This is a genomic window from Corynebacterium xerosis NBRC 16721 = ATCC 373, from assembly GCF_001552415.1.
In the GTDB taxonomy this organism is placed as follows: domain Bacteria; phylum Actinomycetota; class Actinomycetes; order Mycobacteriales; family Mycobacteriaceae; genus Corynebacterium; species Corynebacterium xerosis.
This window is the reverse complement of the sequence record NZ_BCRD01000002.1, coordinates 1-24,870: the sequence shown is the minus strand read 5'-3', so window position 1 is coordinate 24,870 and position 24,870 is coordinate 1. Positions and strand designations below refer to the sequence as shown.

The window sequence follows — 24,870 nt, the reverse complement described above, 5'->3', positions numbered from 1 at the left end:
TCGGCGGGCGGCCGGCGACGACTAACGCCGGTGCGACGGCGGCGGGGACAATGTTGCAGTCGTGCGCCGGCCACCATGCCGGCGGCTCCCCGTCGCGCCCCACTCCGCACGTGCCCCAAAAAGGAAGCGCCGCCAGATGCCCAAACCCGTAGATTCCCGCACCACGTACATCCCGGCGCTCGATGGTCTGCGCACCATCGCCGTGATGGCGGTGCTCTTCTACCACCTCGGCGCGTCATGGGCGCCGGGCGGTCTGCTGGGCGTGGCGGTGTTCTTCACGCTGTCGGGCTACCTGATCAGCACGAACCTGCTGCGGGCGAAGTACCGGCACGATTCCTTCCGGCTGAGCACCTTCTGGCTGCGCAGATTCCGGCGGCTCGTGCCGGCGGTGGTGGTGACGGTCGCCGCGGTCTTCCTGGTCACGGCCCTGTCGACGCCGGGCGAGCTCGGCGACCGCGTCGGCGAATCGATCAGCTCGCTGCTGTACGTGAACAACTGGTACGTGATCCTCCAGGGCCAGTCCTACTTCGACCAATTCGAATCGACCGGGCCGCTGGACCACATGTGGTCGTTGTCCATCGAGGAGCAGTTCTACCTGGTCTGGCCGCTGGTGCTGGCCCTGCTGTTCATGCTCTTCGGGCGGAAGAAGAAGTCGAAGTGGCTCATCGGCGCAGCGACGGTTGCGCTGGCCGCGGCGAGCTTCGCCTGGATGGCCCATCTGTCGAACGCGGGCGCGGACGCCACCCGCATCTACGAGGGCACCGACACCCGCGCCGGCGGCCTGCTGCTCGGCGCGGTGCTGGCGATCCTGCTGGTCCGCGCGACGGGCACCGCCGAGCTCAAGCGTTTCCCCGCCGAGGTGCTGGGGCTGGCCGGCGTCGCGGTGATCATCGTCCTGGTCGCGACCATGCCGGACGACTCGCCGTTCCTGTTCGGCGGTGGCCTGATGGTGCTCAGCTTTGCGACGATGGCCGCGATCTACTCCATCCTGGACCGGAAGACGATCGTCTCCCGGGTGCTGGCCGTCGCTCCGATGCGGTGGATCGGCGAGCGGTCCTACGGCATCTACCTCTGGCACCTGCCGGTGACCGTGTACCTGCCGGAGCAGCTCGACGACTTGCCGCTGGCCCGTGGCGCGGCCGTCATCGCCCTGTCCTTCCTGCTGGCCGCGATGTCGTGGACGCTGGTCGAGGACCCGATCCGCCGCAACGGGGTCATCGAACCGCTGCGCAACTGGCGCGCCGCCCGCCGCCGCGCCAAGCGCGACGAGGTGCCGGGGCCGGGCACGCCCCGCACGGTCTTCGCCGGCGCGACCGTCGTGCTCGTCGCGGTGGCGCTGATGGGCCTGCCCGCCGCCGTCGCCGGCGGCGTGCGCCCGGGTGATTCCCTGGAGAAGGACCTCGAGGCCCTCGCGCAGCGCCAGGAGGCCGCACAGGCCGCGGCGCCGACGCTGCCCGAGCGGAAGATGCCGACGGGCGACCGCATCACGGCGCTCGGCGACTCGGTCCTGTTGGCCAGCGCCGCGGCCCTCGACGAGGAGTTCCCCGGCATCTACGTCGACGGTGCAGTCTCGCGCCACTACGAGGCGCTGCCGACGATCATCGCCGACATGGAGGCGGCCGGCACCCTCGACCAGTTCGTGGTCCTGGGCTTCGGCACCAACGGTGCGGCCCGCGAGGGCGAGTTCGAGCAGATCGTCGACCTCCTCGGCGACGACCGCGTGATCATCCTGGTGATGCCCTACGGCGACCGCTGGTACATGCCGGAGGCCAAGGACCAGGTCATCGAGTTCGCGAAAGAATACGACAACGTCTACGCCGCCGAGTGGTGCCGGGCCGCCACGGCGGACACCACCCTGCTGCGCGACGACTACATCCACCCCACGCTCACGGGCGCCACGGCGTACGCGGATGCGATCCGTGATGCGCTGCAGCAGTGGGTCGACCGGGAAGACGGCGTGCCGTCGAAATGCTGACGCGCGGGGCGTCGCAAAGCAACATGTAACGCCGCAGAGCAACCTGTAAAGTCCCCGGGGTTCCCCGGACACCCCGAAAGGCCACCGCATTGACCATTTCGCCCATTCGCCTGGCCGCGTTGACGCTGGTGTGGGCGACGCTGTGGTCCGGCGCATTCGTCGCGATGAAGGTCGCCAGCGATCACGCCGGCGCGTACACGATCGTCGGCATCCGCTGCACCATCGCGGGCGCCGTCATGATCGCCGCCGCCTGGGGCGCCCGAAAGGCGTTGACCCGCCGCGGGTTGGCGGGCACGGCCGTCGTCGGGCTGCTCAACAACGCGGGGTACCTCGGCCTGATGGCCACCGCCATGCCGAACCTGTCCGCGGGCATGGGCGCCATCGTCACGGCGCTGACGCCGCTGGCCGTCCTGGTGATCTCCGCCCTGCGCGGCCGCGCACTGCTGTGGACGCAGTGGATCGGCTGCGTCCTGGGTTTCCTCGGCGTCGTCGGCTCGGCGTGGACGAGGCTGGAATCCGGCGAAACATCGTGGACCGGCGTGGCCACCAGCCTCTTCGCGGTCTCCTGCCTGGTCGTGGGCACCATCCTCACCCCGAAACTGGTCCCGCCGGGCAGCCCATGGCTGTCGACCGGCATCCAGAGCCTCGCCGCGGGCGTGCCCGCTCTCGCCGTCGCCTTGCTCTTCGAGGACGCCCCGGAGTTGACCACGCGTTTCCTCGTCGCCGAGGCGTACCTCATCGTCGGCGCCTCCGTGCTGGCCATGACCATGTGGCTGACGCTGATCCGCCAGGCCGGCCCCGACCGCGCCGCCGTCGCCCACTTCCTGCCGCCGCTGATCAGCATCGCCCTCGGCGCGCTGCTCCTCGGCGAGGACGCCTCCCCGCTGGCGCTGGCCATGTGCATCCCCGTCGCCATCGGCGTCGCCCTGGCCACCCGGCGGCCACGCTCCACCGCAGTGCCCCGAAAGCTCGACTGAAAAACGGCGAAGGGCCGGGACGCGGACCGTCGTGAAGCAGCCCGGGCCCCGGCCCGAGCCGACCTGAAGCGCAAAAGCGGGCGGAATTACTCCACCGTCACCGACTTGGCCAGGTTGCGCGGCTTGTCGATGTCCTCGTTGCCGCACTGGCGCGCGATCTCCGCGGCCAGGAACTGCAGCGGGATGGTCGACAGCAGCGGCTGCAGCAGCGTCGACGACTCCGGGATCTCGATGAGGTAGTTGGCGAACGGGCGGACCTTCGCGTCGCCTTCCTCCGCGATGACGATGGTCTTCGCGCCGCGGGCCCGGATCTCCTGGATGTTGGACACGATCTTCGAGTGCAGCACCGCGCGGCCCTTCGGCGACGGCACGACCACGACGACCGGCAGGTCATCCTCGATCAGGGCGATCGGGCCGTGCTTGAGCTCGCCGGCCGGGAAACCCTCGGCGTGGATGTAGGCCAGCTCCTTGAGCTTCAGCGCACCCTCCAGCGCCACCGGGTAACCGACGTGGCGGCCCAGGAACAGCATGGTCGGGATCGCGCCGAGCTCGCGGGCGATGTCGTAGATCTGCTCCTGCATCTCCACGACCTGCGCGATCTTCTCCGGGATCGCCTCCAGCTCGCGGTACTCGCGGGTGACCTCGTCGGGGTACTTCGTGCCGCGGGCCTGCGCCAGCGCCAGGCCGACGATGTAGTTCGCCGCGACCTGCGCCAGGAAGGACTTCGTCGCCGCGACGCCGATCTCCGGGCCGGCGTGCGTGTAGAGCACCGCGTCCGACTCGCGCGGGATCTGCGCGCCGTTGGTGTTGCACACCGCCAGCACGCGGGCACCCTGCGACTTCGCGTGGCGCACCGCCTCGAGGGTGTCGGCGGTCTCGCCGGACTGGGAAATGGCCACCACCAGCGTCTGGCGGTCCAGCACCGGGTCGCGGTAGCGGAACTCCGAGGCGACCTCGATCTCCACCGGGATGCGCACCCAATGCTCGATGGCGTACTTGGCCAGCAGGCCCGAGTGGTACGCCGTGCCGCAGGCGACGACGAAGACCTTCTCGATGTCGCGCAGATCCTGATCCGTCATCCGCTGCTCGTCGAGGACGATGCGGCCGTCGACGAGGTGACCGGCCAGGGTGTCGCGGACGGCGGCGGGCTGCTCGTGGATCTCCTTGATCATGAAGGAGTCGTATCCGCCCTTCTCCGCGGCGGCGAGGTCCCAGTCGATGGTGAACGGGCGGCCGGGCTGCTCGACGCCGTCGAAGCCCATGATCTTGTAGTCGTCGGCGGTGATCACCACGACGTTGTCCTGTCCCAGCTCCACGGCCTCCTTGGTGTGGGCGATGAACGCCGCCACATCGGAGCCGAGGTACATGCCGTCGCCGCCGACGCCGACGATCAGCGGGGTGGAGCGGCGCGCCGCGATGATGCGGTCGGCGTGATCGGCATGGGTGAACAGCAGGGTGAACGCGCCCTCGAGGCGTCCCAGCACGGCCAGGGCGGAGGCCTCGAAGTCGCCGGCGGTGCCGGATTCGTCCTCGCCGTTGTAAGCGCGGGCCAGCAGGTGGCAGGCGACCTCGGAGTCGGTGTCGGACTTCAGCTCGACGCCGGCGTCCTCCAGCTCGGCGCGCAGCGGGGCGAAGTTCTCGATGATGCCGTTGTGGACGATGGCGACCTTGCCGTCGTAGGAGACGTGCGGGTGCGCGTTCGCGTCGGTCGGTCGGCCGTGGGTGGCCCAGCGGGTGTGGCCGATGCCGGTGGAGCCGACGAAGCGGGCGCGGTCGCCGGCGTCGAGCTCGTTTTCCAGGTTGGCCAGCTTGCCGGCCTTCTTCTCGACGTTGACGCCGCCGGCCCCGTCCAGGACGGCAATGCCCGCCGAGTCGTAACCCCGGTACTCCATCCGTCGCAGCGCCTCCACCGCAATGTCGAGCGCCGACTGCCGTCCCACGTATCCCACGATTCCACACATGCCTGACAGCATAAACGCGCCCGGACCCGTTTTTCGCATCGAGATGCGCGGAAATTCCCCGCCGGGTTTCCCGTGGTGGCGCACATGGGGTTCACCATTGCCGATATGCTGGCTGCGTGGCTGAGAATCTGAAGACCCTCGTCTCCAACCTGTCCAAGCGCGGCCCGCACCGCGTCCTGGTCGGCGATCTTTCCTACGTCGGTTTGCCCGGCGTCGTGTACACGCCGGCGAAGGGCAAGGGCGTCCCCGGCATCGCGTTCGGGCACGACTGGCGCGCGCCGGTCGAGGATTACCATGCGACTCTGCGCCACCTGGCGTCGTGGGGCATCGCCGTCGCCGCGCCGAACACCGAGACCGGTTTCGTCCCGGATCACCGGGGCTTGGCCAACGATCTGGAGTCGGCGCTGCAGATCCTCGGCGGCGTGCGGTTGGGTGAAGGCGAGGTGACCGTCTCCCCGGCGAAGCTGGGCTTGGCCGGTCATGGCATGGGCGCCGGCGCCGCGGTGCTGGCCGCCGCGGGCCGCGGCCACATCAAGTCCGTCACCTGCGTTTACCCCGCCGATACCGCACCGTCGGCGGAGGCCGCCGCCACGAACGTCGATTGCCCGGGCCTGGTGCTCGGCCCCGGCGAGAACCAGTGGCTCGATCGCGGCAACCCGAAGCGCCTGGCCGTCAACTGGGCGGGCGACGTGATCTTCCGCGAGGTCGACGACGCCGAGCAGGCCGGTTTCTCCGAGACCTCGCTGGGCCGCCGCCTCCTCGGTTTCTCCAAGTCGAGCGTGAAGCAGCAGGAGATCGCCCGTGCGGCGATCACCGGGTTCATCCTGGCCACCGTCGGCGGCGACAAGAAGTACTCCGATTTCGCCGAGCCGGACACCAAGATGAAGGGCGTCACCAACCGCAGCCTGGAGTGGCTGCGCGATCAGCTCCCGGAAACCGCGTATCACCCCATCGCGGGCCAGCCGCACGAGTAGCCGGTCCCGCCCCTGATTGAACCCGTCGCCTTCGTGCGGCGGGTTCTTGCTTTGCGACGCCGCCGTCCCCGCCTCACCCGCCCTTGTTGAGAATCGACCGCACGGGTCCGGCGGCGGCTGCGCCGGGGCGTGCGTTCCCGTGGTCGCGTGCCGTCCCAGCGTTGGCTCCCGGGTTGCCGTCGCGTGCCGTTTCACCGTCGTGACGGCGCTTCTTATCGGGCGTGCGCGACAGCTCCGCGATCGTGTCCTTCGCCTTGCGCAGTTCCGATTCGAGGCGGTCGCGGTGGATCGCCACCGCGTCGTGATAACGCTGGACCGCTGCGTCGTACCGCGCCCTTTTCAGCGGGTCGATGCCGGCCGGAGCCTCCATCAGGACCACCCGCCCGCGGACGGCGCATGCACCGTGCCCGAGCCGGTTCCGGAACCGGAACCGGAACCGGCGTCGGGGCCCGAACCGGCGTCGGGGCCCGGCGCTTCAGCTGCGGGAGCCTGCGGGGCCTGCACCGGATTGGTCGGCGTTGCCGGCGCAGGTGCAGGTTCGGGCGCCGGTGCAGGTTCCGCCGTTGCCGTGTCACCCGCGATGTTCATGTTCTCCAGCTTCCCGGCCGGAGGCGGCGGCTCCCACGGCTCGGGCGCGGGTGCTGGTTCCGGCTCCGGCTCCGGCTCGGGTGCGGGGGCGGGTTCGGGCTCGGGCTCAGGTGCGGGTTCTGGTTCCGCGCACTCGTCGACCGCCGGTGCGGGTGCGCATTCCGCGGGCACGGCTTCCACCGGCGCGGACGGGCACTCCGCGGCGGTCGGGGGCATGCACAGGTCGAGCATCCCTCCGGCGCCGATGCCTCCCGTCCCGTTGACGGCACCGTTCACCGCACCGGACACCGCACCAGACACGGCCCCGGTGATCGAACCGCCGACCTGGGCGGTCACCTCCCCGACGATGCCCCCAACGATGCCGCCGACGATCTGCCCGATCCCCGGGCCCGGCGCAGCCGGCGGTGCGGGCGCCGTGCCGACCGCCACCGGCGTCATCGCGCCCGCACCAGCTCCCGTGCCCGCACCGGCTCCCGCTCCCGCCACCGGCGGGCACTCATCGGCGACGACGTCCGGGCACTCCGGCACCGGCGCCATGTCCGACTCCGCGACGCACGTCTCGACGTCCGCGATCGCGCAGTCCAGGACCTCCCCGACGCACGCATCACGCGCGGCGATGATGCCGTTGACGCACTGGACCAACGCCCCGGACACCTGACCCGCCACCTGCGCCGCCCCGGGGCCCACCCCCGGCAGGGCGGCCACCGTCTCGCAACCGCCGATGACGCCGCCGGCGGCGCCGATGGCCCCGCGCATCGCTTCATCGGCCGCGGCCGCGACTCCCCCGGCGGCGTCGCCCGCACAGCGCACGCCGAATCCCGCGTCCGCCGCCGAGCTCCACTGCCCCAGGCACGCGACATCCGCGGCCCCCACCGCATCGGACATCGCTTCGGCGGCAGCACCGCCCAATCCCGCGAAGTCAACGGCCCCATTGCCCGCCGCCCCGAGGCACCCCAGGTCCACGCCGTCGGCCACCGCGGAAAACGCTCCCGGGTCGAATCCGTCGACCGCAGCTGCCGCCATGGTCACCTCCGGCACGGCCACCGGAGCCACCGGCGCCGCCCCATACGGCACGGCACACGCGTCGGCAGCCCCGAGCACCGCCCCGAGCCCCGCGGCCCCCGTGCTGACGAATCCCCCGTTCACGCCCGCTCACCGCCCGGCACCCCGATGCGGCCCACGGCCGACCCCGACGACGCATCCACGCCGTCCAGTGCCGCGAACTGCGCGGCCACCGCCGGCGCGTAGTCCGACAACCCGTCATGCGCACGCCGCCCCCGGCCGCGCATCGCCTCCACCGCGGCCTCCAGCCGTGCACCCCGGTCGAGGAACGCCGCCCCCGCCGCCACTGGCCGGAACCCGGGCACCGCGGCCCACGATCCCTCACCCGCCACGGCCCGCCCGGTCACCTCGGCGGCGACGCCCGCCACCCGGTCCCCCGACATTCTCACGCCATCCCCCGGCGCACCCATGTTTCCGTTCATGCCGATTCTCCCCCTCCGCTCGCGCGTCATCGCTCGTCGATGCCTGACGTTCCCTTTAGACGCGCCCCGAGGCCAATCGGTTCCATCCGTTTTCCCCGGGTGGGCCGTCCGGGGGTGAACGGCCCGATTCGGGCACGAAAAAGCTTGACGACGCCTCCGCGCGAACGCGGGGACGTCGTCAAGCAAAAAGAAGCGTGCAGGCGAAGCTGGCGGGCACTACACCGCGGCGACCACCGCGGCGAGCTCGCCGGCGATGCGGCGGGCGGTCTCGGCATCCGGGGCCTCGACCATCACGCGGAAGAGCTCCTCGGTGCCCGAGGGGCGCAGCAGCACGCGGCCGGTGTCGCCCAGCTGCTCCTCGGCGGCCGCGATGGCGTCCTTGACCTCGGCGGCGTCCGCGATGGCCGCCTTGTCCGAGACCGGGACGTTGATCAGGGTCTGCGGCAGCACCGTCATCACCGACGCCAGCTCCGCCAGCGACTTGCCGGTGTTCGCCATGCGCGACATCAGGTACAGGCCCGTCAGGGTGCCGTCGCCCGTCGTGGCGAAATCCGGGATGACCAGGTGCCCCGACTGCTCGCCGCCCAGCGAGTAGCCGCCGGCGTTGAGGTCGGCCAGCACGTAGCGGTCGCCGACCTTCGTGGTGCGCAGCTCGATGCCGTTGTCCTGCATGGCCAGCTTCAGGCCCAGGTTCGACATCACCGTGGCCACCAGCGTGTTGTGGTGCAGCAGGCCCTGCTCCTTCATGGCCACCGCCAGGACGGCCATGATCTGGTCGCCGTCGATGACGTTGCCCTCGGAGTCGACGGCCAGGCAGCGGTCGGCGTCGCCGTCGTGGGCCAGGCCCAGGTCGGCGCCATGCTCGAGGACGGCCTTCTGCAGCACGTCGATGTGCGTGGAACCGCAGCCGTCGTTGATGTTGTACGAGTTCGGCGAGTTGTGGATGGCCACCACCTCGGCGCCGGCGGCGGCGTAGGCCAGCGGCGCGGCCTCGGAGGCGGCGCCGTTGGCGCAGTCGACCACCACGCGGATGCCGTCGATCTTCGACGGCACGGCCTTGGCCAGGTGGAACAGGTAGCGGTCCAGGCCGTCCGGGGCCTCCTCGATGACCCGGCCGACGCCGGTGCCCGTCGGGCCGTCGTCCTCCAGGTGCAGCAGCGCGTGCTCGATCTCCTTCTCCACGGTGTCGTCGAGCTTCGTGCCGCCGGCGGCGAAGAACTTGATGCCGTTGTCGGGCATCGGGTTGTGCGACGCGGAGATCATGACACCCATGTCGGCCCCGTAATCGTCGGTCAGGTACGCCACGGCCGGGGTCGGCAGCACGCCGACGCGCAGCACGTCGACGCCCTTCGACGCCATGCCCGCGGCCATCGCGGCGGCGAGCATCTCGCCGGAGACGCGCGGGTCGCGGCCGATGATCGCCGTCGGGCGGCGCTTGGCAGGGTTCGATCCCCGGGTCAGGACGGTGGCGGCCGCGGCCCCCAATTTCATCGCCAAAGGCGCGGTGAGGGTCTTGTTCGCGAGACCGCGGACACCGTCGGTGCCGAAGAGACGGGCCATGTCAGATGCAACTCCTGATCGTCGGGTGCCGGCGCCGGGTTCGCAACGCCGGATTTCCGTATCCCGACATTGTGCCACCCGCGGGGCCCGCCCACACCAGCGACCCGCGCCGACCGTTGCCGACTCACCCCCAACCGGTGGACAATGGATCGTTCCCGTCCGCCGCCCCGCGCCCGACCCCGATCGGCGCGCCGGCCCGGACCGTCCCGCCCCACCCCGGAGGACCCATGACCGACCCGCACCCGGCCGACGCCCACGACCTCATTTCCGTGCGCGGCGCCCGCGCCAACAACCTGCGCGGCGTCGACCTGGACCTGCCCAAGCGCCGCCTGACCGTGTTCACCGGCGTGTCCGGGTCCGGCAAGTCCTCGTTGGTCTTCGACACCATCGCCGCGGAGTCGCAGCGCCTGATCAACGAGACCTACCCGTCGTTCATCCAGGGCTTCATGCCCACGCCGGCGCGCCCGGAGGTCGACGTGCTGTCCGGCTTGACGACGGCCATCGTCGTCGACCAGGAGCCCATGGGCTCCAACGCCCGCTCGACCGTGGGCACCGCCACCGACGTCGGCGCGCTGCTGCGCATCCTCTTTTCCCGCCTCGGCGACCCCCAGATCGGGCCGCCCAACGCGTTTTCCTTCAACGTCGCCTCCGCTTCCGGCGCGGGCGCACTGACCAAGGCGGACGGCACGAAGGAGCGCCGCGAGTTTTCCGTCCTCGGCGGCCAGTGCCCCGGCTGCGAGGGCCGCGGCACGGTGTCCGACTTCGATCTGACGGCGCTTTTCGACGCCTCGAAGTCGCTGTCCGAAGGTGCCCTCACCGTGCCGAACTATTCGATGGACGGCTGGTACGGGCGCATTTTCGCGGGGTCCGGATACTTCGACATGGATAAGCCGCTGGGCGAATACACGGAGCAGGAGCTGGATGACCTGCTGTACCGCGAGGCCACGAAGATCAAGGTCGACGGCATCAACGTCACGTACGAGGGCGTGATCACCAAGATCCGCAAGTCCATGCTGGCCAAGGACGTCGAGTCGATGCAATCGCACGTCCGGGCCTTCGTCGAGCGTGCCATCGTGTTCCGACCCTGCCCCGACTGCGGCGGCACGCGGCTCAACGAGTCGGCGCGGTCGGTGACGGTGCACGGCAAGAACATCGCCGAGCTGTCGGCCATGCAGATCACCGACCTGGCCGACTGGGTGCGCGATTTCGCCGCCACCGACGCCTCGAAGTCCATGGCCCCGCTGCTGCGCACGCTGCAGGAGACGCTCGACTCCTTCGATTCCATTGGCCTGGGTTACCTGTCGCTCGACCGGGCCAGCGGCACCCTGTCCGGCGGCGAGGCCCAGCGCGTGAAGATGATCCGCCACCTCGGCTCCGCCCTGACCGACGTCACCTATGTCTTCGACGAGCCGACCGTCGGCCTGCACCCGCACGACATCGACCGGATGAACGACCTCCTGTTGCAGCTGCGCGACAAGGGCAACACCGTGCTCGTCGTCGAGCACAAGCCGGAGACCATCGCCATCGCCGACCACGTCGTCGACGTCGGGCCCGGCGCCGGATCCGCCGGCGGCGAAATCCGTTTCCAGGGAGACCTGGCCGGGTTGGCCGCCTCCGACACGATCACCGGCCGCCACCTCGACCACCGCGCCGAGCTGAAGGAGGACGTGCGCGAACGCACCGGGGCGCTGGCCATCCGCGGGGCCAACCGGCACAACCTCCACGACGTCGACGTCGACGTCCCGCTGGGCGTGCTCACCGTGGTCACCGGCGTCGCCGGCTCCGGAAAGTCGTCGCTGATCCACGGCGAACTCGCCGACGGCGCACTGGGATCGGGCGGTGGAAACGGGGACGCGGGCGTCGCAAAGCAGACCGCCGGTGCTGGTGCGCCCGAGGTTATTTTCGTGGACCAGGCCCCCATCAAGGGTTCCCGGCGCTCCAACGTGGCCACCTACACCGGGCTGGCCGACCCGGTGCGCAAGGCGTTCGCGAAGGCCAACGGCGTCAAACCCGGCCTGTTCAGCGCCAACTCCGACGGCGCGTGCCCGACCTGCAAGGGCGCCGGGATGATCTACCCCGAGGTGTCCTTCCGCGGCGGCGCCGCCACCCCCTGCGAGGACTGCGGCGGCCGCGGTTTCCAGGACGCCGTGCTGGAGCACAAGCTCGGCGGGCGGGACATCGCCGAGGTGCTGGGGATGACCGTCGCCGAGGCGCTGGCGTTCTTCGCCGACGGTGAGGCACGGATCCCCGCCGCCGTCAAGATCCTGGCGACGCTCGGCGACGTCGGCCTGGGCTACCTGACCTTGAACCGCACCCTGCCGACCCTGTCCGGCGGCGAACGCCAGCGCCTGAAGCTGGCCACGCACCTGAAGGGGCGGAAGACCCCGGCGCGCGGGAAGAAGGCGGGGGCCAAGGGAGCGGCGGGTGCGGACGGCGGCCTCGGCGAGGTGTTCGTCCTCGACGAGCCGACCACCGGCCTGCACCTCGCCGACGTCGACAACCTGCTGGCGCTGCTGGATCGGCTGGTCGACGGCGGATCGTCGGTCATCGTCATCGAGCACCATCAGGCCGTGATGGCGCACGCCGACTGGATCATCGACCTCGGGCCCGGGGCGGGCCACGACGGCGGGCGCGTGGTGTTCGAGGGCACCCCGGCCGATCTCGTCGCGGCGGCCCGCGACGGGCGCGGCACCCTGACCGGCGAGCACCTGGCCAAGTACGCGGGGGCCTAGCGGGGGGCACGTGCGTCAATCGGGCGCAAAAACACGTCGAGCTGACGGATACATCGCTTCCCAGCAGGTGCATCTGTTCATAAGACGTGTTTTTGCCGTGGGCGCGGGCGATCACAGTGTCCGCAGTCCCCCACCGTGCCCGCTCTGCCCTCCGAGGCATCGACCAGTCACCGAAGGGGCACTGACGAAGTTCCGGCCGGGCGCCGACCAGGCACAGACCAGGCACAGACCAGGCACTGACGAGGCACTGGCGAGGCACTGGCGAGGCTCGATCTCGCAGAAAGATGCCAGGCGACCAGAAAGACGTGGCACACCACCACTTTCTGTTCACCCGGCCTCTTTCTGCGCGGGCCAACCTTCGGTCCGGCAGATCTGGCAGGTCCGGCACGGCCGGCGCCTCCGACCCCTCAGATCCCGCAGACCCCGGCCACGCCGACGCGAAAACGCCCCACCCCGGGCGAACCCGGGACAGGGCGTTTCGGTGAAGCTGGCCGCCTGAACGAGCCGGCGGCCGTGCGGGCCATCGGAACGAACCGGCGGCACTGCACCACCCCCGGCGAACCGGCGGCGGCGCCTGAAGCAGAAGCTTCGGTTTAGCGCTTCGAGTACTGCGGCGCGCGGCGGGCCTTGTGCAGACCGGCCTTCTTGCGCTCGACGGCGCGGGCGTCGCGGGTGAGGAAGCCGGCCTTCTTCAGCTGGCCGCGCTCCTCCGGGTTGTACTCGTTGAGGGCGCGGGCGATGGCCAGGCGCAGGGCGCCGGCCTGGCCGGACGGGCCGCCACCGTTGATGTTGGCGGCGATGTCGAACTGGTTCTCGCGCTCGAGCAGGACCAGCGGGTCCTTGATCTCCTGCTGGTGCAGCTTGTTCGGGAAGTAATCCTCGATGTCGCGGCCGTTGCAGGTGATCTTGCCGGTGCCGGCGGTGACGTTGACGCGCGCGATGGCGCGCTTGCGGCGGCCGACGGTCTGGATCGGGCGATCCAGGACGGCGGGCTCGGCGGCGACGGTCTCGTCGCCCTCGACCTCGGCGGTCTCATCGACGAGCGCGTCGCCGATGGTGGAGGTGAAGTCCTCGGTGGCGGCCTCGGCCGCAGCCTGGACGTCGTCGTAGGTGGCCTCGGTGTTCTCGACCTGGGCCTCGTTGGTGTCCTGGGGGTTGGTCACTGCGCCACCGCCTTGATCTCGTAGTTCTCGGGCTTCTGACCGGCGTAGGGGTGCTCGGAGCCGGCGTAGACGTGAAGCTTCTTGATGGACTGACGCGACAGCTTGTTGTGCGGCATCATGCCCTCGATGGCCTCGGCGATGACGCGCTCGGGGTGCAGCTCGAGGGAGCGGCCGAGGGTCATCGACTTCAGGCCACCCGGGAAGCCGGAGTGGCGGTAGCGCATCTCACGGTCCCGCTTGTTGGAGGAGATGTGGATCTTGTCGGCGTTGATCACGATGACGTGGTCGCCGCAGTCGACGTTGGGGGCGAAGTAGGCCTTGCCCTTGCCGCGCAGCAGGTCGGCGGCGTGGGTGGCGAGGCGACCGAGCACGACGTCAGTGGCGTCAATGACGTACCACTTGTGCTCGATGTCACCGTCCTTGGGGTGGAAAGTAGACAACATGACTCCTTTACGGGTCCGTGTGATTCTGCCGGCCGATGCGCGCCGCGTGCCCTGCCCCCGGCGGCCGGTGGAGACCCGGGGAGGTGATGCTCGCCGCTTTTCGCTTGACGACGGCCACCGCAGGAGGCCATGCGTCGTGCGCGTGCGGGAGACTGCGTGCACACAGAGGGTCAACTCTACCGGTCGGGGCGCCGGGGACCAAAACGCGTTGGCCTGGGCCGGGCCGCGGGAAAACAGGAGGGCCGGCGCCACCGTGTCCCGGGTGGGAGCGGTGGCGCCGGCCCGTCGTACGGCACGCCGGCCCGTCGCAAAGCCAACGAGCGATGGTGCCGTGTTGCGTGGTTGCCGATCAGCCCCAGCTGGCGGCGGCGCGGCGGTTGATGTCGGACATGCGGTCGTTGCCCTCTTCGACGGTGCGGGCGATGGTGTCGAGGATCTGGTTGAGCTCGCCGGCGGCCTCGTCCCATTCGCGCTGGGCTTCCTCGTACGCGACGGCCGATTCACCTTCCCAAGTGGAGGTCATCGGCGCGATGCGGGCCTTCAGGTCGCCGAGCAGGGTCTGGATGTGCCCGGAGGTGGTGCGAATGTCGGCGGCGCCGGTGGCGATGGAGCCGAACTGATAGCGGATGGTGTCGGTCATGTGATTCCCCCTGGTCGTGAAACCGATTGGTGCTTGTTGGTGTGCGTTGGTCTTACAGGTTGAGCAGCCCGCCGCCGGCTGCTCCGACGCGGTTGAAGTCGGCTGCACCGGACTCTTCGCCGGCGTCGAAGCTGCCCGCGTTGGCCCGGATGTTCTCCGCGATGTCGGTCAGCGCGCCGGACAACTTCGCCGCCGCCTCGTCCCACCGCAGCATGACGTCGTCGAACGCCAGCTTGGCCTGACCCTTCCAATCCCCCGCCAGCCCGTCGACGACGCCGCGCAGACGCGCCAGCTCGCCGGAGACTTCCTGGTTGACCCCGTCGACGTCGCCCGCCGTGGTGGTCATGGTGCTTGATTCGGTGGTGAAAACCCCGCCGTTCATGTGATTCCCCCTCTTTCGCGCTTTTCCGCGCTTTGTCGTGCACTTTCGTGGATTCCGGTGGAGTCCCATCGCCGGCCGATCGCCATTGGAGGACTCCCGTGTTTTCTGCCGGGCAACCGGATCCCGTTCATTCCGGCCGCCACATGATTGGACGCGCCCCGGCGCCAATCGGTTCCATCTTTTTTCGCCCCCTCCCCCACCCCACCCCCGGCGACGTCTCCTTCCCCCTCACCTCACGCGCATTCGCTTCTCGTATTCACGTCACCGGTGCGCGATCCCCGCCGTCCGCAGCGCCTGCCCGCACACCGGCCGCACCTGCGGGATGGTCGCGCCGCGGAACTGGCAACCCACCGACACCTGCCATCCGTCGACGAGCCGGTGCTGCCACAACACGACGGACCCGTCTCCGGGCCGCTCCTCGTGGATCACGACCTCGAGGCCGTCGATGACCTCCCTGCGCACCCGATCCATCGCCGGATCCCCGGCCGCGTGCGCGGTGAGGCCGGCGACCAAACCATCGGCACCCATCTCCGCGGGCACTTCCCCCGCCGTGACGAGGATCCGCATGGGCCCGCCATCGACGACGACCAGGGACCCGGATGCGGGGGCGGCGCCCTCGTCGATGCGCCAGCCCTCCGGCAGCTCGACGCGGACACCCTCTCCCACGAGTTCACGGAGCGGGGCGGGGGCGTCTTTCGGGGCACCCGGATCGCCTGGGGCGCCCGGGGCACGCGGGGAAACGGGATCGGCGTGGGACCGCGCCGGATCCTCGGTGGGCGGCCCCGGGTCTCCCGGGGACGCGCCCACCGCTTCACGGTCGTCCACGGCGGCGGCGAGCTCCGCTTCCTCGCGCCATACTTCCCCCACGGGACCATCGACGATCAGCACGATCGCCGCCACCGCAACCCCCACCACCAGCGCGGCGGCAAGAGCCGGTGCCGATTTCGCCAAGCCCCGGCCACGCGGCCGCCGTTCGATGGCGCGCGCCCTGCGCCGCAACGCCGCGACGTCCAAGCCGCCGCCGGCACGTTCTTCTTCCCGGCCGACTTCGAACTCCGAATCCGCGGCCCCGACACCACGCCCGCTCCCCGCACCGGCCACGCCCAACGCATGCACCGGCACGGGAAACGCCAGCCATCCCCGTCTGCGCATGTCCGCCACCAGTCTGTCGCCCTCGTCCGCGACAATGAACTCCACGTCATCGAAATCAACCGGGCCCGGCATGGCGCCGGCCGCCCCGGGTGCGGTGCCTCGGATGTCCCCGTCGGCGACGTCGGTAAGCAACTCGCCGACCACGTCGCCGATCACTTCCGTCGCATCGCCTCCCCGAAACGACAGCCGCGAATCGGCGAGCCCGGAATCGAAGTCGAGGCGGGACACGCAGATGCGGCCGGCCTCGATTTCGATGAGGAAGCTATGGCCGACCGTCGGGCGTTCCAGGCCCATCAGCTCGGTGGCGAGGTCGCCGATCCGCGGGTCGAAACCACGGCGGACCAGCTCCCCGGAAAGAAGCTCCCGGCGGCGGCCACCCCAGTAAGACGGCGTGACCACGACATCCGGAGGCGCCCCGAACCCGTCGATCAGCCCGGCATCACCGTCGGGCCCGCAGGCCGCCTGACCCCACGCGTGGAGGACCCTCGGCCCGCCCGCCGCTGCATCAACGGATTGCATCGCCGTCCCCTTCCTTTTCTTGCCCAGCCTCCGGCTCCGTCGCCGTCTCCGGCGGCAGTGCCACCTGCATCACCCGCGGCGCCCGGCCATGTTCCACCCACGTGCCCCGCCCCGGCGGCCGCTGCCCGAGCGCCACGCCGAGAATCGGCCCGTCCTCGCGCGTGCCGTCCAGGACCAGTCCCGTGGCGCCCTGGTCCTTCGCGGCGCCGAGCACCGGATCGTGCAGCGCCCGGGTCGCCGCTCCCGTGCGCCGGGCCAACACCACGTGCAGGCCGATGTCCGCCGCGTGCGGGATGAACTCGCCCAGCGGGGTCAGCGGCGATCCCCTGGAACCCGACACCAGGTCATAGTCGTCGACGACGACCGCGATGTCCGGCCCCTCCCACCAATCCCGGGCCCGCAACCGCTCCGGGGTGACGTCCGGGCCGGGCAACCGGCCCCGCAGCGCGGCGGCGAGCTCGGCGACCATGGGCTCCGCCACCGCCGGCGATCCGGCGTACCCGGCCAAGCGATCCTCCGGCACGGAGCCGAGCAATCCCCTGCGGTAATCGACGACCAGGAATTTGCACGTCGGCCGCGTCCGCAGCATTCCCTCGACGACCGTGCGCAGCGCCGTCGTCCGCCCGGAACCGGCCGCGCCGAAGACCAGCAGATGGCGGTCGCGGTCCGGGTCGAAACGCACCGGCGCGAGTGCTTCCTCGTCGAGGCCCACCGCCACCGACCCCGCGGCGACGGCCCCCGATACCGCCGCCCATTCGACTCGTTCCGGCAGCAGCTTGAGCTGCGGCACCCGTTCGTCTCCGCGGGCGAGGCACGCATGCGCGACCTCCGCGATGTCCGCGGGGCCCGAATCGGCGATCAGCGCCCCGCAACCGTCCGGCGACAGCCCCCGGCCCGGTGAATCGGGCACCAGCTTCGCGGCCTTGCGGTCGACGACGGAGTCGATCGCATCCGCCTGGCGCAGTTCGATGCGCGTCCCCATCAAATCGCGCACCGCCGGCCGCAGCTCGGTCCACCGATGTGCGGTCAGCGCGACGTGCACGCCCACGGCCAGCCCATCCGACAAAATCCCCTGCACCCGGTCGCCCAGGGCCTGGTGCTCCTGGCGCAGCGCGGGCCACCCGTCGACGACCAGCAGCACGTCGGGTTCGCCGCCGGCCCGCGCGTCGGCGATTGTGTGCCAGCCCTTCCGCCGGTGCCTTTCCTCGCGCGCGGCGACCTCCCCGGCCACCGCCGACACCACGCGGTTGAGCTTGTCGGCGTCGCCGCGGTGGGTCACCGACGCCACGTGCGGCAAGGCCGCGAGATCGGACAACCCACCCGCGCCGTAATCGATGACGTGGACGTGCAGCTTCCGCGCCGGGGTGGTCAACGCCAGCGACGCGACCATGGTCCGCACGGCCGTCGACTTGCCCGACCGCGGTGCCCCGACGATCGCCGCGTGGCCGCCGGTGCCGGACAGATCGACGAGGAACGGGTCCTGCCGTTGCTCCAGCGGCCGGTCGACGAGCCCCACCGACGCCGTCAACGGCGCCAGCGACGAATCCGCCGCATCCGCCAGCGCCGTGCGCGCGGGCAACGGCGGCAGCCACACCCGGTGGGCGGCATGGGCATGACCGGCCATCGCATCGACCGTGGCGCCCAAGATGCTTTGCGACGGCGTCCGGGGCGACGTGGTCTCCGGAGTGTCGTCAAGCGAACTGCCGTCCCCGACTGCCGTCCCGCCCATGGCCGCGAACTCGAGCACCCGCTCACCCGGGGCCCGGCGACGGGCGCTCGCGGGACGACCGGCGTCCTCCGGAACCGGCCCGGACACGTAGGCGGAATGGAACCGCACCGGCGCGCCGGCGTCGGTCTTGAGGAAACCCGCACCGGGCGTGGCCGGCAGGTGATGGGCGTCGGGGACGCCGAGGACGCTGCGGGACTCGGCGGCGGAGAAGGTCTTCAACCCGATGCGATAGGACAAGTGGCTGTCGAGGCCGCGCAGCCGCCCCTCCTCCAACCGCTGGCTGGCCAGCAGCAGATGCATGTGCAGTGACCGGCCGAGGCGGCCCACCGCCACGAAGAGCTCGGCGAACTCCGGGCGATGGCCGAGCAATTCCGAGAATTCGTCGACCACGATGACCAGCGCTGGCAGCGGTTTGAGATCCGTCCGCCCCGCCCGGCGCGCCGCCTCGTACTCCGCGACTCCCGGGAAGTTGCCCGACTGCCGCAGCAGCTCCTGGCGCCGGGTCATCTCGCCGCGGATGGCGTCCTGCATGCGGTCGACGAGGATCAGCTCGTCGGCGAGGTTCGTGATCACGGCCGACACGTGCGGCAGCCCCTCCACGCCGAGGAACGTCGCGCCGCCCTTGAAATCCACCAGCACCAGGTTCAGCTGGTCCGGGCCATGCGTGGCGGCCAGCGCCAGCACGATCGATTTCAGCAGCTCCGATTTGCCGGAGCCCGTCGCGCCTATGCACAGTCCGTGCGGGCCGACGCCGCCCTCCGCGGACTCCTTGAGATCCAGGTGCAGCACCTCCCCGCCGGCGGCGACGCCGATGGGGATGCGCAGGCGATCGGGGCCGAGGCGTTCCCGGAAGCGCAGGGTCCCCGGCGGCGGGGCCAGGCCCAGCTCCGCCAGCACCGGGTCGTGCAGCGGGCCCGCGTCGACCCGGGAGCGGGCCACGAACTGCCCGGCGAGTCGCCTGCCCAACGCTTCCGCCGCCGCGGCACCAAGTGCATCGGCGGCGGCGATGTCCTCTTCCCCGGCCGCAGTGATGGCGCGCACCCGACCATCGATCACGGACAGGGCCAACCCCGACGCAACGGCGGCCGCCGCGGTCTCGCCGCCTGGATCCGCGGGCACCGCGAGCACCGACGTCGTCCCGCCCTCCGCGCGCTGCGTACCCAGGAGCAGATCCAAGTGCTCCGGCGCGCGATCCAGGTCCCGGGCATCGGCGATGACCATGACCAGCTCCGCCTCCATTCCGTCCAGCATGTCCGCGAGCTCCGGAACCGTCGCCGCCCGCAGAAGTTCCGGCCCCGGCTTCTCTGACTTGCCCGATTGCCCCGGCCGGGCGTTGTGCGGCAGCCATTTGATCCACTCCCACTCCGGGCCCACGCCGGCGACGGCGATGGCCACGTCCTCGGGATGGTGCGACGCAGCCACCTGGGCGACGATCGCCCGCACGAGCGCACGCGCGGGTTCGGCGTCCCCGCCCACCGACACCACCGGGAAGGCGCGGAGGTCCACGGCCACCGGCAGATCCGGCACGGTCCGCGCCGACCGCACCACGTGGCGCAGCGCGACCGCGGACACCGGGTCGAGCTTCTCCGGCGCCGCGACCGCCGGGGGCGTCACCGGGGTCGCCGGCTGGTGCGGGCCGGTCCCGATGCGGGCGGCGCCGAAATCGTCGTCGCCGGGGCCGCGTTCCCACAGCCGGCGGGTGCCCGCGAACGTCCACGCGTCCCGGGGGTCGGGATGAACGTGAACCACGCTGGCCCGTTGCATCCCCACCGCGTCGGCCACCGCCCGGCGCACGCTGGCCAGGTGCCGCTGGTAGTCGCGCCGGGCGGGGCCGACGTCCGTCGTCCCGCCGGCGCCGCCCGCCATCATCCCCAGCGTCGACACCACCATGAGCAGGGGGAACATGAAGGTGATCGGGTTCCTGGCCGATCCGGAGACCACCATCACGGCCACCATCCCCACCACCGCGACGAGCATGACCACCGGCAGCAGCGCCCGCATCAAGGGCACGGGTTTGGGTTCCGGCGCCTCCGGCGGCGCATCGGGCCGGATGTCCCCCGCCCTGGGCCCGGGCCCGGGGATCCGGGGCAGGCGCCCCGGCCCGGACGCCCCGACCGTCGAAACGCCCGCGGAGCCGCCCGCCGTTCCAGTTTCGCCGCCGGGCGCCGTTTCCACGGCACGGTCGGTCATCGTGGTGCGCGAATGCGCTTCCCCCATCGTCGTCATCCCCCCGAGAATGAACCAGCCGTTTCGGCTGGACGCGACGCAGAGCATAGGCCACCCTGTGGGGGCGCGCCCGCCCAACGGGGGATGCGGGCGCACCGACACGTGGCGGGCCATGCCCGCGCGATTGGGGGAACCATGTCCATGACCGCGTCGATGATCCGCGTCCGCGTGGATTTCCTGCCGGGGCAGGGGCCGTCCCGGCGGGCGGATCTGCTCGTGCCCGCGGAAGTTCCCGTGGCGGCGTTGCTGCCGGAGCTGGTCGACGTCTTCGGCTCCGCCCCGGATCCGGGGGCGTCATGGCGGGTCCGGTTGCCCGGCGGATCCGTCGCCGATCCGGAGACCGGGTTGGCCGACGCCGGGGTGGTCGACGGAGATCGCCTGGTCATTGCGGATGATCCCGGACCGGCGCCTCCGCCGATGGTCGCCGACGTCGCGGACCTGCTCTCCGATGACGCACCCGGGGTGGCGGTGGTCGATTCGGGCGTCGGCCGGGCAGTGGCGGCCACGGCGACGATTGCGCTGGTGGCCGGCGTGCTGGGTATGTCCGAACATGATGCGGTTCTGGCCGCCGGGGTGGCCGGCGCCGCCGCGTTGATGGCCGCCGCAGGTCTGCGCATCGCCCTCCGGCGCGGCGGTTCCGCGCCCACGGCCCTGGTCCTGTCGTGGCAGGCTCTCGTGTTCTCCGCCATGGCGGGTGCCGCGGTGGCCGGGGTGCCCATCGACGGGGCCACGGCGGACTGGAGATTCGCCGCAGGCCTCGTGCCCGGCACTGCGGTCGCCTCGGCGGCGCTGCTGATCCTGCGCCCGACGGATCGCGCCGTCTTCGCGGCCGCCACCGCGACGGGGGCCGCGGGCATCGTCATGGCCGTCGGGGCCGCGGGGTTCGCGGCGGCGTCGGCCTGGCTCGGCGATGCCCGGTCCGCCGCGGCGATCGTCTCCGCCCTCGGCGTAATCGGATTGACCGTCGCGCCCGGCATCGGCGTCGCCGCAGCCGGGGTTCGCGTGCCGGGCATTCCCGCGGCCGGTGAGCCGTTTCCCGATGACCCGGACCCCGCCGATCCCGTCGACGTCATCGCGTCGCGGGCCGGCCGCCTGCTCGACGGATTGGTCGCCGGGTCGGCGGTTGTTCTGGTCGCCGCAGCCGCCCTGATCGCCACCCGTGCTCCGGACCGCTGGTCGGTGGGCCTCGTCGTGGCGCTCGCGGTGCTGTGCCTGATTCAGTCCCGGGGCCACGCACGGGCCGTGCCCTCCGCGGCGCTGGGCTGCGCGGGTGCCGCATTGCTGCTCCTCCTGGCCCTGGCCCAGTGGCACGTCGGCCGATGGCCCGCTTCGCTGTTGATCCTGGCCCCGCTGCTGGCGGCGACCGCGGTGGCGGCCGTGCCCGCCGGTCGCGTCACGCCGACCTTGCGCAGGGTCCTCGAGCTCGTCGAGGCGGTGGCGATCGCGGTCTCCCTGCCCTTGGCGGCGGTGGTGGCGGGCGTGCCGGGCCTGGCCCAGGAGCTGATCCCGTGAGTTCCCGATGGCGCCGTGCAACGTGCCTGGCCGGGGCCGTTTGCTTGGCGACGGCCATCGCCCCGATTCCCGCCGCCCATGCCCAGTCCCGCTGCACGGGCACGGCGGCCTCGTCGCCGGACCTGATGGCGGTACCGACGGTCGCCGAACGGGTGCTGCGGTTCCGCGACGCGTGGCCGATGTCGAACGGGGCGGGCGTGACCATCGCGATCATCGACACCGGCGTTGCCGATCATCCGCGTTTGGGCGGGGTCGCCGACGGCGGTGACGTCACCGGCGGCGCGGGCGCCTTCCACGACTGCGACGCCCACGGCACCTTCGTGGCGGGGCTCGCGGCGGGACGCCCGGGAGACGACTCCTTCGCCGGGGTCGCTCCCGGTGCCCGGGTGCTGAGCATCCGGCACACGACGGGAGAGGAAGGGACGCTGGCGTCGTTGGCCAGCGCCGTGGATTCCGCCGTCGGGCAGGGGGCGAGGGTCATCAACATCTCGCTGACCTCGTGCGCCCCGCCGGGAATGGTGCCGCCCGGGGCCCCGGAGATCACGGCCGCGGTGCAGCGGGCGGAGGAATCCGGAGCGTTGGTCGTCGCGGCGTCCGGGAACATCGGCGGCGAATGCCCCGACGGAGCGGTGGCATGGCCTGCGATCCTGGACGAGGTCATCGCCGTCACGGCCGTCGATCTCCCGGGAGATCCCGGCGCCCGGCACGCAGATGAGCCGGACGCGGTCGACCATGCGCCGGCGGGATATGCGGTGGCCGCCGAATGGGTGGACGTCGCCGCGCCGGGCGGTCCCGTCGCGGGTCCGTCGCCCAACGGCGAGACGTGGGCCGATCTGCACGTCAACGGCTCGAATGCGACGCCGATCGTCGGCACCAGCTTCGCCGCCCCGTTGGTGTCCGGCACGGCGGCGCTGATCCTGTCGCGGGCGCCCGAAACTTCGCCGGCCCGCGTCCGCGAGCTGATCCTGGCGACCGCGTCCCCCGCCCCGTCCACGATCGGGGTCGGGGCGGGGATCGTCGATCCCGTCGCCGCGGTCGCCCGCACGGGCATCGACGCCGATGCCGTCGCCGTTGCCGTCACGGGCGAGGCTGCGGCGACCGGCGAGGATGCGGCCGCCGGCCCGCATGCCGCTGCCCCGCCGACTCCCGCGGCCCGCGTCGACCATGCGCCGACGCACCGCATCATGGCGATCGCGCTGCTGACCGCGGTGGCCGTCATCGGCCGGGCGCTGTGGCTCGCCGGCGCGTCGTCCCCGGTCAGGGAGCGGACAGGGCCGAGTCCCTGGTGAGTTCGGGGCCCGCCCGGAAGGCGGCGAGCACACGCCAGGGCACCGTCACCGTCGCCGGATAGCCCATCGCCGACAACGTCCTCCGGTTTTCCACCAGATGCCGCATTCCTCCCGCGGCCACCAGATGGACCCCGCCCCCGGTGTCGACCGCGACGGTCGCGGAGGCCGGGGAAGAAAAGCCGTCGGCCGCGGGCCCGACGCCGTCCGCGCCCGGGTACGGCACGACGGCGGCGGGCGCCCGGCCATGGGTCACGGCGGTCCGCCGGTCGTCCGCATCGACGCACAGCCACCCCTCCGCCGGAGCCCACGACGGCACCTCACCGGGCAGGCTCCCATGGTCGACGCCCGGCGCGACCGGGACGTGAGCCAGTTCCACCTCGGTTGCCGCGGCCGTTCCGCCCTCGGCGGCCAGGACGTCGGCGACGACGGGCGGGACCTCCACGGCGCCGTCGGAAAGCACGAGCACCCGGCGCCCGCCGACGTCGACGATTCTTCCCACGACGTCGAAGGGCGCCGGGAAGCCGGACTGTTCGCCACGGCGCGGCACCGACGGTGCCCGCACGGCACCGGTTTCGGGGATGGCCTCAAGAAGATGCGCCCCCACCGGCCGGATCGGGGCGGTGGACAATCCGAGCGCGCGAGATAACGCCGGGTCCTGCACATCGATGGGGGCCCGGCGCCCGTCGTGGACGAGCCACGTCGATGCTCCGTCGGTGACCAGCGCGGAATCGCCGCCCTCGGGCAGCGGCCCCATGCGCGCCACCGTCGATCGCACCAGGACCGGCTCATGCAGCGCGGCCGAGGCTTCCTCGCAGATCCCCGCCGATGCCGGTGCCGGCGGCGGATCCGACACCGCGATGTCCGGGGCCGCCGGTATGCCGATCGGATGCCCCGCGACCACCTTCTCCAACGCCGCGGCGCTCACGCGCACCGGTTCGGCGGGTTGGCCCAGCACCAGCCGCGCCGACGCCAGGTTGGCCACCGGATGGACCCGGTCGTCGATGCGGACGTGCAGCGCGCCCGTGTCGCGCACGAGCACGAGGTCGGCATCGGCGGCTCCGTCGCGTGGCCGCAGCAGGCCGAGGATCACCGTCCCGGCGATGACCAGCACCAGCAGCGCCGCGCCGACGGCCACTGCCCTGCCGCGGGTACGCAAAGGATCGTGGAGCATGCGGGCGTCCGCGCGGACCAGCGCGTGTTCGACCCGGCGAACCAGGAACCGGTGCCCGCTGATCTGCGCGGGCGTGGTCGGAGTGCGAGGCATGTGACGTTCCCCCCGAATCGTCGTGACCCATGTCTTTCGCAGGGCAGCCTAGGCCAGCCGCCGATATGCTGCCCGTCGACGGCCGCCCGAGCGGGTGGCCCGGCGCGGGGGATGCGCCGCGGGAGAGCCGGGGGGTGGCGATGATGGATTGGGCATCGGTGTCGGGGTTCGTGGCGGACCATGCCGCGCCGTTGGCGGTGGGGGCGTCGGCGCTGGCCGTGGCGGGGCTGCACGTTCCGTTTCGCGGGCGATCGCTGCGCGACGCGTGGCGGGGACCGCACCCGGTGCCGACCGCCGGAG

18 protein-coding genes are annotated in these 24,870 nt (G+C 71.8%); 6 read left to right on the top strand and 12 right to left on the bottom strand.

Annotation, left to right across the window (positions count from 1 at the left end; translation table 11 throughout):
• Window positions 1-136: 136 nt before the first annotated feature.
• Together CX1_RS03055 and CX1_RS03050 are read left to right on the top strand one after the other, a co-directional pair.
• Window positions 137-1,975 carry an acyltransferase family protein gene (locus tag CX1_RS03055; RefSeq protein WP_060925272.1) on the top strand — a complete coding sequence of 613 codons (1,839 nt, stop codon included), beginning with the start codon at window positions 137-139 and terminating at the stop codon, window positions 1,973-1,975.
• An 89-nt stretch (window positions 1,976-2,064) separates the two neighbouring features.
• The gene (locus tag CX1_RS03050; protein ID WP_046650372.1) at window positions 2,065-2,952 is read left to right on the top strand and encodes a DMT family transporter; all 888 of its coding nucleotides are present in this window, start codon (window positions 2,065-2,067) and stop codon (window positions 2,950-2,952) included.
• 86 nt (window positions 2,953-3,038) lie between these two features.
• Here CX1_RS03050 and glmS read toward each other — a convergent pair whose 3' ends face one another.
• On the bottom strand, window positions 3,039-4,913 hold the full coding sequence (glmS, locus tag CX1_RS03045; RefSeq protein ID WP_060925271.1) for a glutamine--fructose-6-phosphate transaminase (isomerizing): 1,875 nt from the start codon (window positions 4,911-4,913) through the stop codon (window positions 3,039-3,041).
• Between the two features lie 116 nt (window positions 4,914-5,029).
• Here glmS and CX1_RS03040 point away from each other — a divergent pair, with 116 nt between their 5' ends.
• A complete protein-coding gene (locus tag CX1_RS03040) occupies window positions 5,030-5,887 on the top strand; it encodes a dienelactone hydrolase family protein (RefSeq protein WP_046650371.1) in 858 nt (285 codons plus the stop codon).
• Window positions 5,888-5,960: 73 nt separating this feature from the next.
• Here CX1_RS03040 and CX1_RS03035 read toward each other — a convergent pair whose 3' ends face one another.
• From CX1_RS03035 to glmM, 4 genes are all read right to left on the bottom strand, one after another.
• Window positions 5,961-6,257: a hypothetical protein gene (locus CX1_RS03035; RefSeq protein ID WP_146780649.1), complete on the bottom strand. Its 297-nt coding sequence runs from the start codon at window positions 6,255-6,257 to the stop codon at window positions 5,961-5,963.
• A complete protein-coding gene (locus CX1_RS12600; RefSeq protein ID WP_176572983.1) occupies window positions 6,257-7,621 on the bottom strand; it encodes a hypothetical protein in 1,365 nt (454 codons plus the stop codon). Before CX1_RS12600 ends, CX1_RS03035 begins: the two co-directional genes overlap by 1 nt.
• The gene (locus tag CX1_RS03025) at window positions 7,618-7,959 is read right to left on the bottom strand and encodes a hypothetical protein (protein WP_146780651.1); all 342 of its coding nucleotides are present in this window, start codon (window positions 7,957-7,959) and stop codon (window positions 7,618-7,620) included. The genes CX1_RS12600 and CX1_RS03025 overlap by 4 nt, the downstream gene beginning before the upstream one ends.
• Window positions 7,960-8,175: 216 nt before the next feature.
• The gene (glmM, locus tag CX1_RS03020) at window positions 8,176-9,519 is read right to left on the bottom strand and encodes a phosphoglucosamine mutase (RefSeq protein ID WP_060925268.1); all 1,344 of its coding nucleotides are present in this window, start codon (window positions 9,517-9,519) and stop codon (window positions 8,176-8,178) included.
• Window positions 9,520-9,746: 227 nt separating this feature from the next.
• On the opposite strand from glmM, the gene CX1_RS03015 reads away from it, so the two are divergent.
• Window positions 9,747-12,251 carry an excinuclease ABC subunit UvrA gene (locus CX1_RS03015; RefSeq protein WP_046650885.1) on the top strand — a complete coding sequence of 835 codons (2,505 nt, stop codon included), beginning with the start codon at window positions 9,747-9,749 and terminating at the stop codon, window positions 12,249-12,251.
• 593 nt (window positions 12,252-12,844) lie between these two features.
• Here the strand turns inward: CX1_RS03015 and rpsI are convergent.
• From rpsI to eccCa, 6 genes are all read right to left on the bottom strand, one after another.
• Window positions 12,845-13,414: a 30S ribosomal protein S9 gene (gene rpsI, locus CX1_RS03010; RefSeq protein WP_052753262.1), complete on the bottom strand. Its 570-nt coding sequence runs from the start codon at window positions 13,412-13,414 to the stop codon at window positions 12,845-12,847.
• Entirely contained in the window at window positions 13,411-13,854 is a 444-nt protein-coding gene (gene rplM / locus CX1_RS03005; protein ID WP_082719124.1) for a 50S ribosomal protein L13, read from the bottom strand. The genes rpsI and rplM overlap by 4 nt, the downstream gene beginning before the upstream one ends.
• Before the next feature lie 352 nt (window positions 13,855-14,206).
• Window positions 14,207-14,497 (bottom strand): WXG100 family type VII secretion target, encoded by a 291-nt coding sequence (locus CX1_RS03000; protein ID WP_046650824.1) that lies wholly within the window; start codon window positions 14,495-14,497, stop codon window positions 14,207-14,209.
• Window positions 14,498-14,549: 52 nt separating this feature from the next.
• Window positions 14,550-14,879 (bottom strand): WXG100 family type VII secretion target, encoded by a 330-nt coding sequence (locus CX1_RS02995; RefSeq protein WP_046650825.1) that lies wholly within the window; start codon window positions 14,877-14,879, stop codon window positions 14,550-14,552.
• 261 nt (window positions 14,880-15,140) lie between these two features.
• Window positions 15,141-16,550: a type VII secretion-associated protein gene (locus tag CX1_RS02990; RefSeq protein WP_082719061.1), complete on the bottom strand. Its 1,410-nt coding sequence runs from the start codon at window positions 16,548-16,550 to the stop codon at window positions 15,141-15,143.
• Window positions 16,537-20,280 (bottom strand): type VII secretion protein EccCa, encoded by a 3,744-nt coding sequence (eccCa, locus tag CX1_RS02985; protein ID WP_052753263.1) that lies wholly within the window; start codon window positions 20,278-20,280, stop codon window positions 16,537-16,539. The genes CX1_RS02990 and eccCa overlap by 14 nt, the downstream gene beginning before the upstream one ends.
• A gap of 360 nt (window positions 20,281-20,640) precedes the next feature.
• On the opposite strand from eccCa, the gene eccD reads away from it, so the two are divergent.
• Together eccD and CX1_RS02975 are read left to right on the top strand one after the other, a co-directional pair.
• A complete protein-coding gene (gene eccD, locus CX1_RS02980; protein ID WP_060925266.1) occupies window positions 20,641-22,017 on the top strand; it encodes a type VII secretion integral membrane protein EccD in 1,377 nt (458 codons plus the stop codon).
• Between the two features lie 44 nt (window positions 22,018-22,061).
• The gene (locus CX1_RS02975; RefSeq protein ID WP_052753264.1) at window positions 22,062-23,306 is read left to right on the top strand and encodes a S8 family serine peptidase; all 1,245 of its coding nucleotides are present in this window, start codon (window positions 22,062-22,064) and stop codon (window positions 23,304-23,306) included.
• Here the strand turns inward: CX1_RS02975 and eccB are convergent.
• Window positions 23,275-24,570: a type VII secretion protein EccB gene (eccB, locus tag CX1_RS02970; protein WP_060925265.1), complete on the bottom strand. Its 1,296-nt coding sequence runs from the start codon at window positions 24,568-24,570 to the stop codon at window positions 23,275-23,277. The two genes, CX1_RS02975 and eccB, sit on opposite strands and share 32 nt — an antisense overlap.
• Between the last annotated feature and the right edge of the window lie 300 nt (window positions 24,571-24,870).

Excerpts from the sequence above, each read along its gene's own strand:
- glmS (WP_060925271.1), bottom strand. The coding sequence starts at position 4,913 with ATGTGTGGAATCGTGGGATACGTGGGACGGCAGTCGGCGCTCGACATT.
- CX1_RS03015 (WP_046650885.1), top strand. The coding sequence starts at position 9,747 with ATGACCGACCCGCACCCGGCCGACGCCCACGACCTCATTTCCGTGCGC.
- CX1_RS02995 (WP_046650825.1), bottom strand. The coding sequence starts at position 14,879 with ATGAACGGCGGGGTTTTCACCACCGAATCAAGCACCATGACCACCACG.
- CX1_RS02990 (WP_082719061.1), bottom strand. The coding sequence starts at position 16,550 with ATGCAATCCGTTGATGCAGCGGCGGGCGGGCCGAGGGTCCTCCACGCG.
- eccB (WP_060925265.1), bottom strand. The coding sequence starts at position 24,570 with ATGCCTCGCACTCCGACCACGCCCGCGCAGATCAGCGGGCACCGGTTC.
- CX1_RS03025 (WP_146780651.1), bottom strand. The coding sequence starts at position 7,959 with ATGAACGGAAACATGGGTGCGCCGGGGGATGGCGTGAGAATGTCGGGG.
- CX1_RS03055 (WP_060925272.1), top strand. The coding sequence starts at position 137 with ATGCCCAAACCCGTAGATTCCCGCACCACGTACATCCCGGCGCTCGAT.
- eccD (WP_060925266.1), top strand. The coding sequence starts at position 20,641 with ATGTCCATGACCGCGTCGATGATCCGCGTCCGCGTGGATTTCCTGCCG.
- CX1_RS03000 (WP_046650824.1), bottom strand. The coding sequence starts at position 14,497 with ATGACCGACACCATCCGCTATCAGTTCGGCTCCATCGCCACCGGCGCC.
- glmM (WP_060925268.1), bottom strand. The coding sequence starts at position 9,519 with ATGGCCCGTCTCTTCGGCACCGACGGTGTCCGCGGTCTCGCGAACAAG.
- eccCa (WP_052753263.1), bottom strand. The coding sequence starts at position 20,280 with ATGCGGGCGCTGCTGCCGGTGGTCATGCTCGTCGCGGTGGTGGGGATG.
- CX1_RS03035 (WP_146780649.1), bottom strand. The coding sequence starts at position 6,257 with ATGGAGGCTCCGGCCGGCATCGACCCGCTGAAAAGGGCGCGGTACGAC.